Source organism: Lentilitoribacter sp. JB5-8 (assembly GCF_055693385.1).
The window spans coordinates 1,273,735-1,291,503 of sequence record NZ_CM146332.1 but is presented as its reverse complement, the minus strand read 5'-3'; the positions used below and the strand labels follow the sequence as shown (position 1 = coordinate 1,291,503).

The 17,769-nt window shown below is 44.9% G+C and carries 8 protein-coding genes; 2 read left to right on the top strand and 6 right to left on the bottom strand.

Features of this window, described 5'->3' with window-relative positions; genetic code table 11:
- Positions 1-36: 36 nt before the first annotated feature.
- The 4 genes from ACZ1GZ_RS06105 to ACZ1GZ_RS06090 are packed head-to-tail and all read right to left on the bottom strand — an operon-like array spanning position 37 to position 2,960.
- On the bottom strand, positions 37-954 hold the full coding sequence (locus ACZ1GZ_RS06105) for a 5-oxoprolinase subunit C family protein (protein ID WP_472667587.1): 918 nt from the start codon (positions 952-954) through the stop codon (positions 37-39).
- Entirely contained in the window at positions 947-1,627 is a 681-nt protein-coding gene (locus ACZ1GZ_RS06100) for a 5-oxoprolinase subunit B family protein (RefSeq protein ID WP_472667586.1), read from the bottom strand. The genes ACZ1GZ_RS06105 and ACZ1GZ_RS06100 overlap by 8 nt, the downstream gene beginning before the upstream one ends.
- Positions 1,624-2,391: a LamB/YcsF family protein gene (locus tag ACZ1GZ_RS06095; protein ID WP_472667585.1), complete on the bottom strand. Its 768-nt coding sequence runs from the start codon at positions 2,389-2,391 to the stop codon at positions 1,624-1,626. The genes ACZ1GZ_RS06100 and ACZ1GZ_RS06095 overlap by 4 nt, the downstream gene beginning before the upstream one ends.
- 56 nt (positions 2,392-2,447) lie before the next feature.
- Entirely contained in the window at positions 2,448-2,960 is a 513-nt protein-coding gene (locus ACZ1GZ_RS06090) for a DUF1499 domain-containing protein (protein WP_472667584.1), read from the bottom strand.
- A 118-nt stretch (positions 2,961-3,078) separates the two neighbouring features.
- Between ACZ1GZ_RS06090 and ACZ1GZ_RS06085 the strand changes: the two genes are divergently transcribed.
- Positions 3,079-3,675 carry a histidine phosphatase family protein gene (locus ACZ1GZ_RS06085; protein ID WP_472667583.1) on the top strand — a complete coding sequence of 199 codons (597 nt, stop codon included), beginning with the start codon at positions 3,079-3,081 and terminating at the stop codon, positions 3,673-3,675.
- A 90-nt stretch (positions 3,676-3,765) separates the two neighbouring features.
- On the opposite strand, the gene ACZ1GZ_RS06080 is transcribed toward ACZ1GZ_RS06085, so the two are convergent.
- Together ACZ1GZ_RS06080 and ACZ1GZ_RS06075 are read right to left on the bottom strand one after the other, a co-directional pair.
- Positions 3,766-4,107, bottom strand: coding sequence for an SH3 domain-containing protein (locus ACZ1GZ_RS06080; protein ID WP_472667582.1), 342 nt, complete (start codon positions 4,105-4,107; stop codon positions 3,766-3,768).
- A gap of 149 nt (positions 4,108-4,256) precedes the next feature.
- A complete protein-coding gene (locus ACZ1GZ_RS06075) occupies positions 4,257-15,728 on the bottom strand; it encodes a cadherin domain-containing protein (RefSeq protein ID WP_472667581.1) in 11,472 nt (3,823 codons plus the stop codon).
- Between the two features lie 271 nt (positions 15,729-15,999).
- Between ACZ1GZ_RS06075 and ACZ1GZ_RS06070 the strand changes: the two genes are divergently transcribed.
- Complete coding sequence (locus ACZ1GZ_RS06070) at positions 16,000-17,769, top strand: ABC transporter transmembrane domain-containing protein (protein WP_472667580.1); 1,770 nt, start codon at positions 16,000-16,002, stop codon at positions 17,767-17,769.

The following is a 17,769-nucleotide window of genomic DNA, read 5'->3' as shown; positions in this document are numbered from 1 at the left end:
CCTTTTTATCTTAAGCCAACGAAACGATGGTTCAATTTATGAGCTTTGTTCAATCTTTTTCACACGGGCTAACCGCACAGCATCTTGTGATGTGACCACCATGAACCGCAAAGGTTGATTAGGTCGCAACTGTGCCAGCGTGTCCAGATCAGATGATATGACCGTGGCAATTTTTGGATAACCACCTGTGGTTTGATGATCTGCCATTAAAATGGTTGGCACACCATCGCCGGCAACTTGAACAGAACCTTTCATCAAAGGTTCAGATGGAATGGAAAGAGCTGTATTTAATTCCAAATTAGGTCCAATTAGACGCATGCCCATCCGATCGTATGCGGTTGAAACTTTGTATTCTTCATTGAGCAATCTACGGATCGCTTTAGAGGTAAAATAATGATCTTGAGGGCCTAGTGTGACGCGAATATAGCCTTGATAAGCCATTTGATTGATGGGCTTTGTACTACCAACCTGTTCAATATTTTTCGCATCAGACACATTTATAATTTGATCGGCCTTTAGAACTCCACCACCAAATCCAGATATAAAATGGGTCGCACTGGCGCCAAGCCAAGTTTTTGTATCTAACGAACCGGCAAACGAAAGGTAACACCATGATCCAGTTTTGCCTGCTCGGATGGTCAGTTTTTGACCCGAGCTGATTGTGAATATTTCACCGGTCGCCATTTCACTTTGATCAAGTGTGATATGAAAGTTCTCACCGCAGACACAAGTAGATATCGCACCTTGTACGCACTCCAATTCTAACCCGCCGATCGAAACTTCAATACAGGTTGTATCGCCTGCATTGCCAAGCGACGCGTTCGAATGATTAAAGGCGGAGATATCCATTGGTCCAGACTTGGGTACACCAAATCGCATGTGGCCATTTCGACCGAGATCTTGAAACGAAATTAAAGGGCCAGCACGGACAACACGAAATGTCGCATTAGTCATTTTCAGCCTCCAAATATTGTTTCTTCGTTATCCGCTTGAATGAAACTTTGTCTCCAACATTAAACAAAAAAGGATTATCGTCACGGCCGGTGATAACTTTCGTGCGTGTCCTACCGATGATAGACCAGCCAGTCGGCATCTTAATCGTGGTCACGAGACATTGAGGTCCCGCGATGATGACACTGCCTGCTGGTACATCGCGCACGGCTGTATTTTTACGCGGAACTTGGATTGCATCTGACAAGCCAGACATATAGGCGTAGCCAGGCGCAAATCCGTACATGCTCACGCGCAATTCAGATGCTAAGTGTTTATTGATCACTGTCTCTTGTGATAGACCACAGGCATCGGCCACGGCCTTTAAATCAGGGGCGAATTCTTCATCATAACAAACATCGACGACATGTTTTGCGACACGCCCATCTGCTGTATTCGGAATGGGGAATAGTTTGGAAATTGCCGCCTGAATATCAATATGATCTGCCAAGATTGGATCAAAGATTACAAGCAAATTTATAAGTGCAGGAATGACTTCCACAACGCCCTTAATATTTGCGGATGCAATGCGTTTATCCAGCGCATATATTGCGTTACTGGTCTCTTCATTAATTTCAGACCCGAGTTCAACCAGCACACCGCAATCTGATACATTTTTAAATCTTGGCTGCATCATGAAGTTAGAAACGGCGTGATGGATATACCCTCAGTGGTCAGCTTCTGCCGTATTGTTTGCGCCATTAAAACGGCAGTGTGACTATCTCCGTGCACACAAATAGATTGTGCATTCAGCTTTATTGGATCACCATCGATCACAGGCATTAGCCCGTCTTTCAAAAAAGCGATCAGTCGATCTGCAGCTTCATTGGCGTCTTCAATCATCGCGCCTTTTTGCCCACGCGGCACCAATTGACCCGATGATAAATATCCACGATCAGCAAAGACTTCTGAATATACCGAAACACCAGCACGACGCGCTGCATGTTCTAATTCATTGCCCGATATTGCAAGAACTGACAATTTTTCATCTATTTGAGCAATAACTCTGATAATTTCTTCCGCTACATCTTTATCACGGGCCGCTAAATTACCCAATGCACCGTGTGGTTTAACATAAGAAACACGAACACCAACCAATGATGCTACAGCGATCAAACTACCGATTTGAGCTGCAACCATTCGGCCAATTTCAGCTGGCTGCATTGGGATTACACGACGACCAAAACCCTCACGATCGTTATAGCCAGGATGCGCACCAACAATAACATTGTTTTGCTTGGCAAGTCTGAGCGTTTCAAACATTGTCTCAGGGTCGCTTGCATGTCCACCACAGGCAATATTAGCGCTGGTAACAACCTTTAGCATTTCAGGATCATTTCCCATCCGCCAAGGTCCAAAACTCTCCCCCAGATCTGAATTTAAATCGATTTCCAAGTTCATTTTTATCCCAAATCAGTTCCAAAAAGACTTTAGAACAAATCTGTAAGATCGCAATATCAGATTTGAGAACTTATTTTGCTTAGTAAATCCTCCACAAATGCTTTATTCGCACCCAGATCCGACTGACCCAGTTGTGCTTGCGCATAAATAGCGATGGTAGATTGATCATTTTCAAGCGGAATGAGATCGATGCTAATCAGATTAGGAAATCTCCAGAAAGACGACCGCCAAATGTATTTCTGGCGTAGACCATCATCGTTTGAATTTACCTTCGTAAAATCAACTTGAGAATTTTCCAAGCTGGATAAAACCTCGCTCAATTTGCTGACCGATACATCAAGGATCGGGGCAGTTTGATCGATCACTTCGTTGCAGTAATCAGCTGGGCAGATAAGATATTGATTGGGCTTGGATGTCTTTTTTACCGTTGTAATATCAACAAGCTCAGAGTTTGGCTCTCCACCAATTGTTGACCAGACTCGTTCAAAACCGACGAATGTGTAAATAGCAGCCAGAATGGCGATCAAACCTATAAAGGAAAAGGCAATAAATTTTATGAAAAATGACATGTAAACAACTCTAATTTCTGCGATAAAGATAGTCACGAAACATGGACTTGCAAGACCTGTTCAATTCATAATTCTTAACACGTAATATCCGTGAACAACCAAAAAGCGATCAAACTTCATGTCAGCTTACGCCTATTACATCACGCACCCGCAAGTAAATGTTGATCCGAAGATTGACGTTCCGAAATGGGGACTAAATCAGATGGGCACGCAGCGCGTTGCTGAACTCACTGAAATCCTCGCCCAAGACATTCCTGGAGGATCAAAATTCAAGATTGTTGCAAGTGATGAAACCAAAGCCATTGAAACCGCTCAACCGTTAGCAAATATATTATCAGTTGAGTTGATCATAGATCCTTTGATGGGAGAAAATGATCGCAGTGCAACGGGCTTTTTGCCACCTGAACAATTTGAACAAGTTGCCAATCAGTTTTTTGCAAATCCGGATGTCAGCATACAGGGCTGGGAACGCGCGCGAGACGCACAGAATAGAATTGTAAAGCGGTATCGCGCGCATCTTGCAGAAAATGGTGATGAGAGTTTGATTTTTGTTGGCCACGGCGCCGTGGGCACATTGTTATACTGCCATTTGGCAGGCGAAGATATTGACCGGCAATTTGACCAATCCGGTGGTGGTGGAAATTATTTTAAGATTGATATTGCCAAACAATCAGCCCTCACTCATTGGCAACCCATTGAACAATTCACGTTTTAAGTCATCAATGGCAAAACCAAGAAACGGGCAATACGATATTACGCATCACCCATTTCTGCCCGCCCACGGTAACCCGGAAGCGCAACTGAATTAATATTGGTACTGTTGAAGATATCGGCTGTTCACCCAGCCCCATTGATCAGCATATTTAACTTTGCACCAGTCGCTTGCATCTTCAACAATAATGCAACGTTCAACCCAAATACCCCAACCATTGTCTGGAATAGACGATACTTTTTGTGAATATGACGCAGGCCATTTGCGCATATTCAAACGATCCCAATAGGCAACATCTTTTACATAAGCATAATAACCAGCATCATAGCCAGCTGCATTTGCCGAACTCGCGGATACGAAAGATGCACCAAGGATTGCGATCATACCAATCATGATCGGTTTTGCGTTTTTTGATAGTTTTGAAATGAATGACATGATTTTCCCTCCGGCTAATTCGTTTTGTCTTAAATTCTGAAAACAAATTACCAAAGCGGATCTGAACGTAGCTTGAGTACTACGTTCAGTTTATATTCATGTTATAAAAATTGATGGACTTAACTGGATGAAGTTTCCAGCTCACCCTTTCAAAATTCGATACGCTCGATCTCATAGAAGTCAACCGTTGAGCCATCAGCAAGTGTGATCGTACCATCGGCATCGTCACTTAAAGTAAGGCTGTTCGCATCCTGTGCATCGATTGAACCTGACGTGAGCGACACGGTCCAATCGGTGCCGTATGCGCCAAGATCACCTCCAGCATCCGAAAGCTCAATCGTATCTGTCCAGCCGCCACCAGAACCACCATGAACGGTGTCTGCGCCGTCACCTTCACCAAAGACAAAGATATCGCTTTCATCACCACCATACATGGTGTCATCACCTGCACCACCTGAGAACGTGTTGGCATTGGCATCACCGGTAAAGGTATCATCCCCATTACCACCATTGATATTTTCAATGCCGGAATAGGAGTTGTTATATTGGTCGGTACCAGTGTTCAAATCGACATTGAACCCATAATTTTCAACGGTACTTCCTTCGATCTGGTAGGTATCGTTTCCTTCACCACCAATGAAAATATCTCCTGTACCGTCATCAAATCCGGCCATCAAGATATCATCGCCTGCTCCGCCATCAAGGGTATCTTTACCCCATCCACCGTCAAGTGTGTCGTTCCCTTCACCACCAGATAAAGTATTGCTCTGGTAGTTACCAGTTAAGCTATCATCATGATCTGAACCGGTAACATTTTCGATGGACGAAAGAGTATCCCCTTCTGCATCTCCGCCAGATACAGCGCCTGTTGACAGGTTCACGTTCACTGCAGCATCGGACCCTTGATAGCTGGCAGTATCTGACCCCTCGCCACCATTTAACGTATCTGTGCCCGTTGATGAGACTAAGATGTCATCACCATTGCCACCATTTAGCGTATCCCCTTCGATCGGGCCAGTTTCAAGCGATGCGTCACCTGACAAAGTCAGATCATAATGATTGGCAAGATCTGTAACTGTCGAACCGCTTTCACCATCAAACTGCCAATTGGCAACAAGGTTTGAGGTTGATGACGGATCAGCAAGCTGACTATCGTGATTGTCTGCGATTTCTGTTGCTGTTCTTACATCGTTGAAAATGCGAACGTCATCCATGGTGCCACTGAAGATCTGGTTGGTATCATAGCTGCCACCAACTGAATCTTGCTCCTGTCCAAGGGTTAGCGTTCCGCTACCATCGATCATATTGTTCTTCGCAATACCGGTTACGGAATATTCTTCAGCTCCATCCACATAGACTTTAATGCCGCCATCAGAATTATCCCAGGTGACCGATAATCTATGCTCGGAACCGTCTGTTAGATCTGTGGTCAATGACCCGGTATTGATAGTAGAGGTCTGATTTATGGTTATGTCCAAACTTCCATCAGCCTGCAAGACGATAGAAAATTCGTCATCATGCATGGAAGAACCATCCATCGTCGCATAAGAGACGATTGTTGCGCCAGATGATGGAATATTATCGACGGATAAATTAACCTCAAATGAGATTTCATCCAAATCAACGCTAAAGAGGTTAGAAACCGATGCAACGGCATCTGTTCCTGTGTCATTTAACGTCAGTTCTTCAGCTTCACCAGGTGTGCCTTCACCGGCAACCAAGGTATCGTTGCCATCGTCTGTGGTCACAAAGTCACCTGAAGACACCAAGCTCACATTATCAAATAAAACACTCGCTCCTCCATCTGTGCCACCTGGTTCGGCGAATTCCAAACGATCATCACCTCCAGTACCAACAACCTCGAAAGTGTAAGTTTCCATCGAGTTGGAACTAGGTTCTATTGTGTCAACGAGTTCGCCATTCCAGTAAACTTCAACTCCATTGTCACCTGCTACACTTCCGCCGCGCAGCGCGACATCAAGGCTTAGATTGTAAATCTCACCATCATTTGTCGTAACGTCTTGATAGAAGGAATCAAAAGCTGATGCGGAATCCATCTCAGCGAATTGTTCTCCATCGGAAGCATTTACACCTCCATACAGACTATGTGATTCATCACCTACTTCTATGGTGCCCGACGAAGCAGTCCAACCATCAAATGATGTTGCTTGTTGTACAGTTCCTACGTCATTTGCTTCAAAGCTTCCATTCACGATGAGGTTCTCTGAGCTGGAACCACCACCTGTTGAGACGAAATCATCACCGCCGTTACCATCAACATAATCAGCGCCATCAAATGCATGTACGATGTCAGAACCCGTTGAGCCAATGATATCATCATTCCCCTCAGTCCCCAGATGAATACCCACTGTTTCAGTATATGTATTGCCATCCGCGTCAGTTACTTGGACGTCAACGCTATCTCTATATGCGGTTGTCGCATCGTGTTCTGCAACGAGCTTAATCTCTCCTGTATCAGCATCAATCTCAAATTTTCCATCAGCGTCATCGGTCAGTGCATAGGTAAATGTGTCACCAGCATCGGCATCTGCAACATTATCCACGCTGCCAATGACTGACCCGGCGGCAATGGTTGCCGAACTAGAGCCATCATTTACAATCGAAATGTTGTTTTGGGGATCTCCCCAAGTGCCACCAAAATCTGGGTTTTCAGCAACGGCGATTGTCGCATCGCCAGAAATGGTAAGCTGATACTCTCCAGTTTCAGAGCTATTGCTCCAATATCCAGTTGGATAATCACTTGATGTATTTTCAACATCAGATTGATCAAAGTTGATATTGCCAACTGCCAACAAATAATCACCAGCAGAAAGGTCTGTGAAATTCAGATATGAATCGAGAGAGCTTGTGCTGCCATCAGAACCGGATCTGCTGTCATCATTATAGCCAATGGATGTATATGTTCCATCGCCATTATCACGTAAAAGTTCGATCTGCATGTCCAGATCACCGCCATTAAATCCAACGGCTAATCCATCAATTGTTAATTCACCACCGTTATGGCTGATCTCAAATCGATCAATGGACGAATTGCTTCCACTGGCAACAATTTCACCCGTGACGACCGCATCAGTGTGTGACGCATCCCCACCGGTAATTTCAAGATCTGAATTTCCGGTGAACGTCAGATCTGTTGGCGTTTCATTGGTATCTGCGACATTGATAGTCACGGTTTCAGAATAAGTGTTCCCGCCAGCATCCGTCACTTCAACGGTTATATCGTGGCTCGTTGCATCTTCATAATCGATGTCTGCGTCTGCTTTTACAACAACCTGATTACCAGAAATTTCAAAGAAACCCGATGGATCATTGGTGATCGCATATGTAAAGGTATCGCCAGCGTCTGCATCCTCAGCAGACAAAGTTGCAACAATGGTGCCCTCTGCTGCATTTTCGACAACTGCGTTTTGCACCAATTGAACGTTATCAAGTGCAACACCAAAATTATCGACATTGCCGACTTCTTTAAACTCAAGCTTATTGGTGCCATCACCTGCCCCACCAACAACCTCAACGCTATAACTTTGCATTTCAGTTGTATCAGGATCAATGGTTGCAACAAGTTCACCGCCCCAGTAAATTTCCATTTCACCGGAATCTTTGCGATCGGCCGCATCGAACGTTAAATTATAACTGACACCATCATTTGCACCATCTACAACCTGAGAGATATGCGCATTATCGGCATTAGTGCCACCATCCATCCAATAGTCACCATCGGTTGCATTCGTACCGCCATAACCATCAACATGCATTTCAATGACGCCGCCATGTTCAGCAGTCCAACCTTCAACATCGTTTGAATTTGCACCATAAACATTGCTTGAGCTTGCAACAAAGTCTTCAAAGCTACCGTTGATGATCAAATCATCCATACCGAAAGAAATATCAGTTGGACCCTCGTCCATCAGATTATTCACATTAACTGTAAATGTTGTTGCCGATGATGAACCATCTTCAGATGTGGCTGTAACTTCAACATCATAAGAAGACGCTGTTTCGGCATCTAGTGGCGCGGTTGTTGTCACTTCACCTGTGTTTGCATCAATAGTGAAGAGACCACCTGCATCATCTGTGAGTGAGTAAGTGACATCTGAGTTGGTTGCATCTGCATCAGATGCTGACGCTACGATGCCGACTGTTGTGCCTGCCGGTGCATTCTCATCAACCGAATTTGTAGCACTATCAGTATCTGAAACCGCAGACACATCAAATTCATCAACATCATTGACATTAATGGTGATTGTCTCGGAATATGTATTTCCGTTTCCATCTGTCACTTCAACTGTAATGTCATGGCTTGGAGCATTTTCTGTATCCAGAGCAGCACCCGCTTTTACCAAAATTTGATCGCCTGAAATTTCAAAGAAACCAGATGGATCATTGGTAATCGTATAGGAATGGCTATCCAGCGCATTATCAGTCGCAGACAATGTCGCGACAACAGTGCCAACTGATGAATTCTCATCAACTGAGTCTGAAGAGACATCAATATCGCTTGGACCAACGTCAAGCAGATCCGCAACGCCTACAGTGCCATCCGCAAATTCGAAACTCTCTACATTGGTAACCGTATCCGTGCCATCCGGAGAGCCAGCACGGTTATCAACGATGGTGTAAGTACCGCCGCTTTCAGTGATTGTGTAATCGGACCAATTGCCGGAATAAACAGCAGTATCTGTGTCATCGCCACCGTCGATGGTATCATTTCCGGTGCCCCCGCTGAGACGGTCGTTGCCTGTACCACCATCTAGAATGTCAGCGCCACCTTGACTGATAATCGTATCATCGCCAGCTTCACCGTAAAATGTGTCATTTGAACCACTATCGGTTTCAACTGATGTAATCGTGTCATTTCCAGCGCCACCATAAATAATGTCATCGTCGCCAAAGTTTATTTCTTCACCAGCTTCAATGATGTCATCACCATCACCACCGTAAATTAAGTCGTCGCCATCGCCACCATCAATCACATCGTTACCGTCGCCTGCGTTAATGGTATCATGACCACGATTACCGGTGATGTCATCATCACTTGCACTGCCGTTGATCGTGTCAGATCCCCAACCGCCATCAATTGTGCTGCCATCAGCATGGGCATCAATGACATCTTCTTCGCGAGTACCTGTAATCGTTTCACCAGCGCTTGTTGCCGTATACGCGCCCTCAAAATCCTGCACATTGATGGTGATTGTTTCAGAATAAGTATTACCACCCGCATCTGTGACTTCGATCGTAACGTCATGAGTCTCAGCGGTTTCAAAATCAATCGTTTGACCAGATTTGACGCGCACTTCATTACCGACAATTTCAAAATGTCCTGATGGATCATTGGTGATCGCGTAAGTAAATGTGTCGCCAGAATCTGCATCTGTTGCAGATAATGTTGCAACTGTTGAGCCCGATGGGTCATAAGCACTATCAATTGTGCCTCCATCAAGAACAGTTTCATTGACCGTGCCGCCCGTGAACGTAATGTCTGTCGGGCCTTCATCCATGAGATTGTTCACATCAACAGTAAATGTCGTTGTCGATGTGGAGCCATCCTCAGATGTGGCTGTGACTTCAATATCGTAAGACGAAGCTGTTTCTGCATCCAATGGTGCGGTAGTTGTCACTTCACCTGATGTTGCATCAATGGTGAATAAACCACCGGCATCATCAGATAATGAATATGTGACACCCGAATTTGTTGCATCAGCATCAGAAGCAGAGGCGACAATGCCAACCGTTGTGCCTGCGGCGGTATTTTCATCAACTGAATTGGCGCCCGCATCAGTATCAGTGACCGCACCCACATCGAACTCATCAACATCAGTTACATTAATGGTGTAGCTCTGCGTTGATGTTGAACCATCAGCAGATGTAGCTGTCACTTCAATTGTGTGGCTGGTCGCTGTTTCGTAATCAATGCCGGATGCATCAGCGATTGAGACTTCGCCAGTATTGGCATCGATTTCAAAAATACCGCCCGCATCGTCAGACAGGCTGTAAGTAACTGTATTATTTGAACCATCTGCGTCTGTTGCAAATGCTGTAATTCCAACGCTATCACCATCAGACACATTTTCAGCAATTGTGTTTGCAGAACCATCGGTGTCTGAGATGCTTCCTACATCATGCTCGTCTTCATCACCCACAGCGATGGTAAATGTTTGCGTAGATGTTGTGCCATCTGAGCTTGTCGCAGTGACTTCAATTGTGTGTGACGTGTCTGTTTCATAATCCAGCGCGCCAGCAACAGTGACTTCACCTGTATTGGCGTCAATTGCAAAGAAATCACCAGGATTGGATGACAATGAATAGCTAATTGTATCTGTTTCATCTGCATCAGAGGCAAAGGCTGTAATCCCAACAGCTGTGCCGACAGACGCACCTTCAGTGACAGAATTCCCTGAAGCATCTGTATCAGAAACCGCCGAAATCGATGTCTCATTGACATCATTCACACCAATGGAGAATGTTTGCGTTGATGTTGAACCATCATCTGAAGTGGCTGTCACTTCGATCGTATGAGATGTTGCAGTTTCAGCATCCAAAGATCCCGCAACAGTCACTACGCCTGTATTGGCATCAATATCAAACAGACCACCCGCATCATCCGATAATGAATAGGTCACACCGTCTGTCACATCACCATCAGTCGCTAATGCAGTGATACCAACCGTATCACCTACAGACGCATCTTCATCCACTGCATTGGAAGTAGCGTTACTGTCAGACACTGCGCCCACATCAAACTCATCAATGTCAGAGACGTTAATTGAGAATGTTTCAGTCGATGTTGAACCATCAGCAGAAGTGGCCGTAACTTCAATATCAATTGAACTTTCGGTTTCAGCATCAAAGCTTGCGCCTGAAGCCACTGTTACCGTGCCATCGGATGCGACTTCAAAACGTGCATCATCAACGGAATAAGTAATAGTGTTATTCGTGCCATCTGCATCTGTCGCAGACGCGGTCACGCCTACTTCGTCACCCGCAGATGCGTTTTCTGCAATAGTATTTGCGGCACTATCAGTATCAGTGACCGCACCCACATCGAACTCATCAACATCAGTTACATTAATGGTGTAGCTCTGCGTTGATGTTGAACCATCAGCAGATGTAGCTGTCACTTCAATTGTGTGGCTGGTCGCTGTTTCGTAATCAATGCCGGATGCATCAGCGATTGAGACTTCGCCAGTATTGGCATCGATTTCAAAAATACCGCCCGCATCGTCAGACAGGCTGTAAGTAACTGTATTATTTGAACCATCTGCGTCTGTTGCAAATGCTGTAATTCCAACGCTATCACCATCAGACACATTTTCAGCAATTGTGTTTGCAGAACCATCGGTGTCTGAGATGCTTCCTACATCATGCTCGTCTTCATCACCCACAGCGATGGTAAATGTTTGCGTAGATGTTGTGCCATCTGAGCTTGTCGCAGTGACTTCAATTGTGTGTGACGTGTCTGTTTCATAATCCAGCGCGCCAGCAACAGTGACTTCACCTGTATTGGCGTCAATTGCAAAGAAATCACCAGGATTGGATGACAATGAATAGCTAATTGTATCTGTTTCATCTGCATCAGAGGCAAAGGCTGTAATCCCAACAGCTGTGCCGACAGAAGCGCCTTCTGTAACCGAATTCCCTGAACCATCTGTGTCAGAAATAGCTGTGATCGATGTCTCATTGACATCATTCACGCTAATCGAGAATGTTTGCGTTGATGTTGAACCATCATCTGAAGTGGCTGTCACTTCGATCGTATGAGATGTTGCAGTTTCAGCATCCAAAGATCCCGCAACAGTCACTACGCCTGTATTGGCATCAATATCAAACAGACCACCTGCATCATCCGATAATGAATATGTCACACCGTCCGTCGCATCACCATCTGTCGCGAGCGCTGTGATACCAACCGTATCACCTACAGACGCATCTTCATCCACTGCATTGGAAGTAGCGTTACTGTCAGACACTGCCCCCACATCAAACTCATCGAGATCATTGACATTGATGGTGATAGTTTCAGAATACGTATTGCCATTCGCGTCAGTAACTTCGATTGTCACATCATGCGAGGGTGCACTTTCTGCATCGAGATCAGCACCCGTCTTAACCAGAATTTTGTCCCCTGAGATTTCAAAAAATCCGGATGGATCATTGGTGATCGTATATGTATGGCTATCAAGCGCATTGTCGGTCGCAGACAATGTCGCAACGACTGTGCCAGAAGCTGAATTTTCATCAACAGAGTTAGAAGACACATCAATATCACTAGGGCCAACATCCAATAGGTCGGCAACACCAACAGTGCCATCGGCAAATTCAAAATTCTCAACATTGGTGACAGTATCTGTACCATCAGGCGAACCATCACGATTATCAACTATTGTATAAACGCCATCGCTTTCTGTGATTGTATAGTCAGACCAGTCGCCTGAATAGATAGCTGTGTCGCTCGTGCCAGCCCCACCATCAAGCGTATCATCTCCAGCGCCGCCTGTTAGTGTATCCGACCCTGAACCCGTTTCAAGTAGGTTATCCTCACTGCTACCAACGACAGTATTATCAACGGTTGACTCTTTTAGATCGACATTTTCAATGTCAACGACAGTGTTGTTTTGTCCAGCAATTTGATAGCTGCCCGTTTCAAGATTTATATCAACGCTATGTGCACCGGTCGCATTGATGGTATCGATGCCGTCGCCGCCATCCACATAGTCGCTGTTACCACCACCGACTTGAAAGGTGTCATTGCCGTCACCACCGTAAAGATTGTCATTTCCACCTAAGCCGTAAATAAAGTCATCGCCATCACCACCATAAACTGTGTCGTCACCCTTGCCGGCGATGATGATATCTTCTTCAGATGTCCCGGTAATGGTGTCAGCGCCGCTTGTACCAGTTTCAGAACCCTCATAATCCTGGACATTGATTGTGATGGTTTCAGAATAGGTATTTCCGCCGGCATCTGTGACTTCGATGGTAATGTCATGCGATTCAGCTGTTTCAAAATCGATTGTTTGGCCTGATTTTACTCGTACTTCATCGCCAACAATCTCAAAATGGCCTGATGGATCATTAGTTATCGCATAAGAAAATGTATCTGTACCATCACCATCTACGGCGGATAATGTAGCAACAGTGGCGCCTGAAGGATCATAAGAACTATCAATCGTACCGCCATCAGCAACAGTTTCATTCACACTACCACCGGTATAAGTGATGTCGGAAACTGCAAACTCATCAACATCAGTCACATTGATGGTGTAGCTCTGCGTTGAAGTTGAACCATCAGCAGATGTTGCTGTCACTTCAATTGTGTGGCTAGTTGCATTCTCGTAATCAATGCCGGATGCATCAGCGATTGAGACTTCGCCAGTATTGGCATCGATTTCAAAAATACCGCCCGCATCATCAGATAATGTGTAAGTAACTGTATTATTTGAACCATCAGCGTCTGTTGCAGAGGCAGTGATCCCAACACTATCACCATCAGACACATTTTCCGCAATGATATTTGCAGAACCATCTGTGTCTGTGATTGATGAGACATCATGTTCGTCTTCATCACCCACAGCGATGGTAAATGTTTGCGTTGATGTTGTACCATCTGAGCTTGTCGCAGTTACTTCAATGGTGTGGGATGTGTCTGTCTCATAATCCAAAGACCCTGCAACAGTGACTTCACCTGTATTGGCGTCAATTGCAAAGAAATCACCAGGATTGGATGACAATGAATAGCTAATTGTATCTGTTTCATCAGCATCAGAGGCAAAGGCTGTGATGCCAACTGCAGTCCCAACAGACGCACCTTCAGTGACAGAATTCCCTGAAGCATCTGTATCAGAAATAGCTGTGATCGATGTCTCATTGACATCATTCACGCCAATAGAGAATGTTTGCGTTGATGTTGAGCCATCGTCAGATGTCGCTGTCACTTCGATCGTATGAGATGTTGCAGTTTCAGCATCCAAAGATCCCGCAACAGTGACAACACCTGTATTGGCATCAATATCAAACAGACCACCCGCATCATCAGAAAGTGAATACGTCACACCGTCCGTCGCATCACCATCAGAAGCGAGCGCTGTGATACCAACCGTATCACCTACAGACGTATCTTCATCCACCGCATTGGAAGTAGCGTTACTGTCAGACACTGCCCCCACATCAAACTCATCAATGTCAGAGACGTTAATTGAGAATGTTTCAGTCGATGTTGAACCATCAGCAGAAGTGGCCGTAACTTCAATATCAATTGAACCTTCAGTTTCAGCATCAAAGCTTGCACCTGAAGCCACTGTTACCGTGCCATCGGATGCGACTTCAAAACGTGCATCATCAACGGAATAAGTAATGGTGTTATTCGTGCCATCTGCGTCTGTCGCAGACGCGGTCACGCCAACTTCATCACCTGCAGATGCGTTTTCTGCAATGGTATTTGTAGCACTATCAGTATCAGTGACCGCACCCACATCGAACTCATCAACATCAGTTACATTAATGGTGTAGCTCTGCGTTGATGTTGAACCATCAGCAGATGTTGCTGTCACTTCAATTGTGTGGCTGGTCGCTGTTTCGTAATCAATGCCGGATGCATCTGCGATAGACACTTCACCTGTTGACGCATCGATTTCAAAGATACCGCCGGCATCGTCAGACAGGCTGTAAGTGACTGTATTATTTGAACCATCAGCGTCTGTTGCAGAAGCTGTAATTCCAACACTATCACCATCAGACACATCTTCAGCAATGGTATTTGCAGAACCATCTGTGTCTGTGATTTCGCTCACATCATATTCGTTCAGATCAGTAAGATCGATTGTCATGGTTTCAGTGAAGGTATTACCTGCACTGTCAGTCACCATTATTGTAAGCTCATGTACCGGCGCTGTTTCAAAATCCAAGTCCGCACCGTCTTTGACACTAATTTCATCACCAACAATTTCAAAATATCCGGATGGATCTGATACAATTGTATATGTATGCGTGTCGTCAGCATCGGCATCTAGCGTTGAAAGCGTGGCGATAACAGTTCCACCGCTGGCATTTTCCGCAACTTCTGTATTGCTGAAAACAATATCGCTCGGCGCAACATTAATTACACCCGCCTCATCGGAACCCGTCGTACCAGTGGCATTAGTTGACAAAACTTGCTGGTTATCTGCGTTTGACGAAGTGGGATCTTGATTCAATGTTTCAAGTTCAGGCGCAAGTGTTGGGCCACTTGCGGATGGATCGGTACCAATATCAACACCATCAATAGATGGCGTATCCTGGATTTGCGCAGTGCGGCTTTGATTGTCTGAATTATTAGATAGAGCAGCTTCTGGTTCAGCTCTATTGGCATCCTCAGCATTACTAAAGGCGGAGTTTTGTCCTTCAGAAATACCAGCGCCAGATGGCGATGTCGTGGGAGCAGTTAAGCCACTTTCGAGTGGCTGTTCGTCACCATGTCCTAGCCCATCGCCAAATTCATCTTGACCTGGGAGCACGATGTCCATGCGTTCAATGGGTGTTTCACTACCAAGATCTAGGTTTTCTGTTTCAACCTTATTTTTCTTGGTGGCGCCTGCTTTTCCAGAACCTTGCTCAACTTTAGACATAATAACTCCTACACATGTCGAATCCTCAATTTAATTGTAAAAGTTTTCAAAAAGTTGAGGTGATCGTTACAAGATCTATGAATCTGGCATCATAGTTAACAAAACGACTCCAGAATTACGTTGGTGTCTGTTTCGTCGATATTTTTGGGAATTTGATGGCTTTTCGCAAGCTTGCCGCAATCTAATTATGGTTAATAAGATGCTAATAAATTGCGTGTACTAACTAATCATATTGACTGGTACATTTTATTAGATTGGCTTCTTTAAACGTATGGCGCTTGAAATAAGACAGAAGATTGCCTCAAAAACCGAAGAATTGTCATCGGCGATTGAAGACGTGCGCGCCGATCAAAATACCGTAAACCCAGTGGTTGCCGAAGCTGATACACCTTTAACAAAACAGGTTTTGATCATCTCGCTCATTGCAAACCTTTTAGGATTAGCGATGCCACTTGCGATCTTTCAGGTTTATGACCGCATATTACCCAATCAAGCCGGGGCAACTTTATTTTGGTTGATCTCAGGACTGTTAGCAGCTGTCATTCTCGATACAGTGTTGCGCAGTTTAAGATCCTATATTCTAGGTTGGGCGGCACTAAAAAACGGACATCGGTCGCAGCAACTTGCAATGAACCAGTTGCTGAATGCTAACCCAGGAGAGCGTGCAACAATTACGCGGGCCAAATGGCTGGACGGCCTTGATGCAATTGCCGAATACTCAAACTTTCAAGGAAGTCAAAACAGAACCATCCTCATCGACATTCCAATGGCGTTTATCTTTTTAGCCATGGTCGCGTTGGTCGGTGGTACTTTGGTTTTTGTCCCAATTGTTTTGATTATTGCTTTCGGCCTGTTCAGTTTCCTTCAGGGGCGTGAAATCCAATCATTTCTTGATAACCGATCTCAACAGGACACCCGTCAGAATGATTTTCTTTTGGAAACCTTTGCAAATATTCAAACGGTGAAAAATCTTGCCGTTGAAAGTCAGTTGCTAAGACGATTTGAGATGTTGCAGAAGACATCCACCGTTTCAAGCTATAACGCGATTATCAGCACCAACAAACTGCAAACTCAAGGTGTTATCTTTTCGAACATGATGATGATTTGCGTCGTTTCTTTTGGCGCGGTTCGCGTCATTGGCGGCGATATGAGTTTAGCCGCCCTTGCCTGCTGCTCTTTATTAACCGGTCGTATGGTCCAGCCTTTTGCTAGGGCGCTGACATTGTTTCACGAAATTCAGAACATTCGCTTGGCACGAAAACGCTGCAATGTGTTTGATCGTATTGCGAATAAAGGCCTGCAATCTGACGAAAACGGTGAAAAGCGGTTAAATGGCGCATTTATCATTCGAGATTTAGTGCTTCCGTCCAATGATAAAAATCCTGAAATCAAACCCTATAATTTAACTGCTGCACCGGGCGAGTTCATCGGTATTCATTGTCAGGAAAACGCAGAACGAACAGAATTTGTAAGCTTCTTAAACGGAAAGTTTTTGCCCGAAAAAGGTAGTATTTTTGCGGATGGTTTTTCATCCAAACAATGGCATGAACTTGGAATTAATCGTGAGATTGGTTTCGTATCAGCAAAAACCGAAATTTTCGAGGGAACCATTATCGACAACCTAACCATGTTTGGTAGTGCAAACTTGGTAGAAAGTGCCCGTGAAGCGGCGCGCCTTATCGGCCTCGAGCAAGACATTTTCAAATTGCCTGATGGATATGATACGGTTCTAAGCATAGGCTCTGCTTCAATTTTATCTCCTGGGTTCCTCCAACGCATCAAGATAGCGCGAGCCATTCGCCGCCAACCAAAAGTCTTTATTTTTGACGGTGCGAATAGCAATATGGATATGCGTTCAGACAAATTGCTCGCCGATGGATTATTAACTCTTAAGGGTGAAATGACGGCAGTATATTTTTCCAGCCGACCTTCATTTTTGAAAATTTGCGATCAGCGATATCAGATGCAAGACGGCCATCTGCTAGCAGATACTTTTGTTCAACAAAAAGCGGGGACCCCTCCTGCTCAATCTGCATCTTAA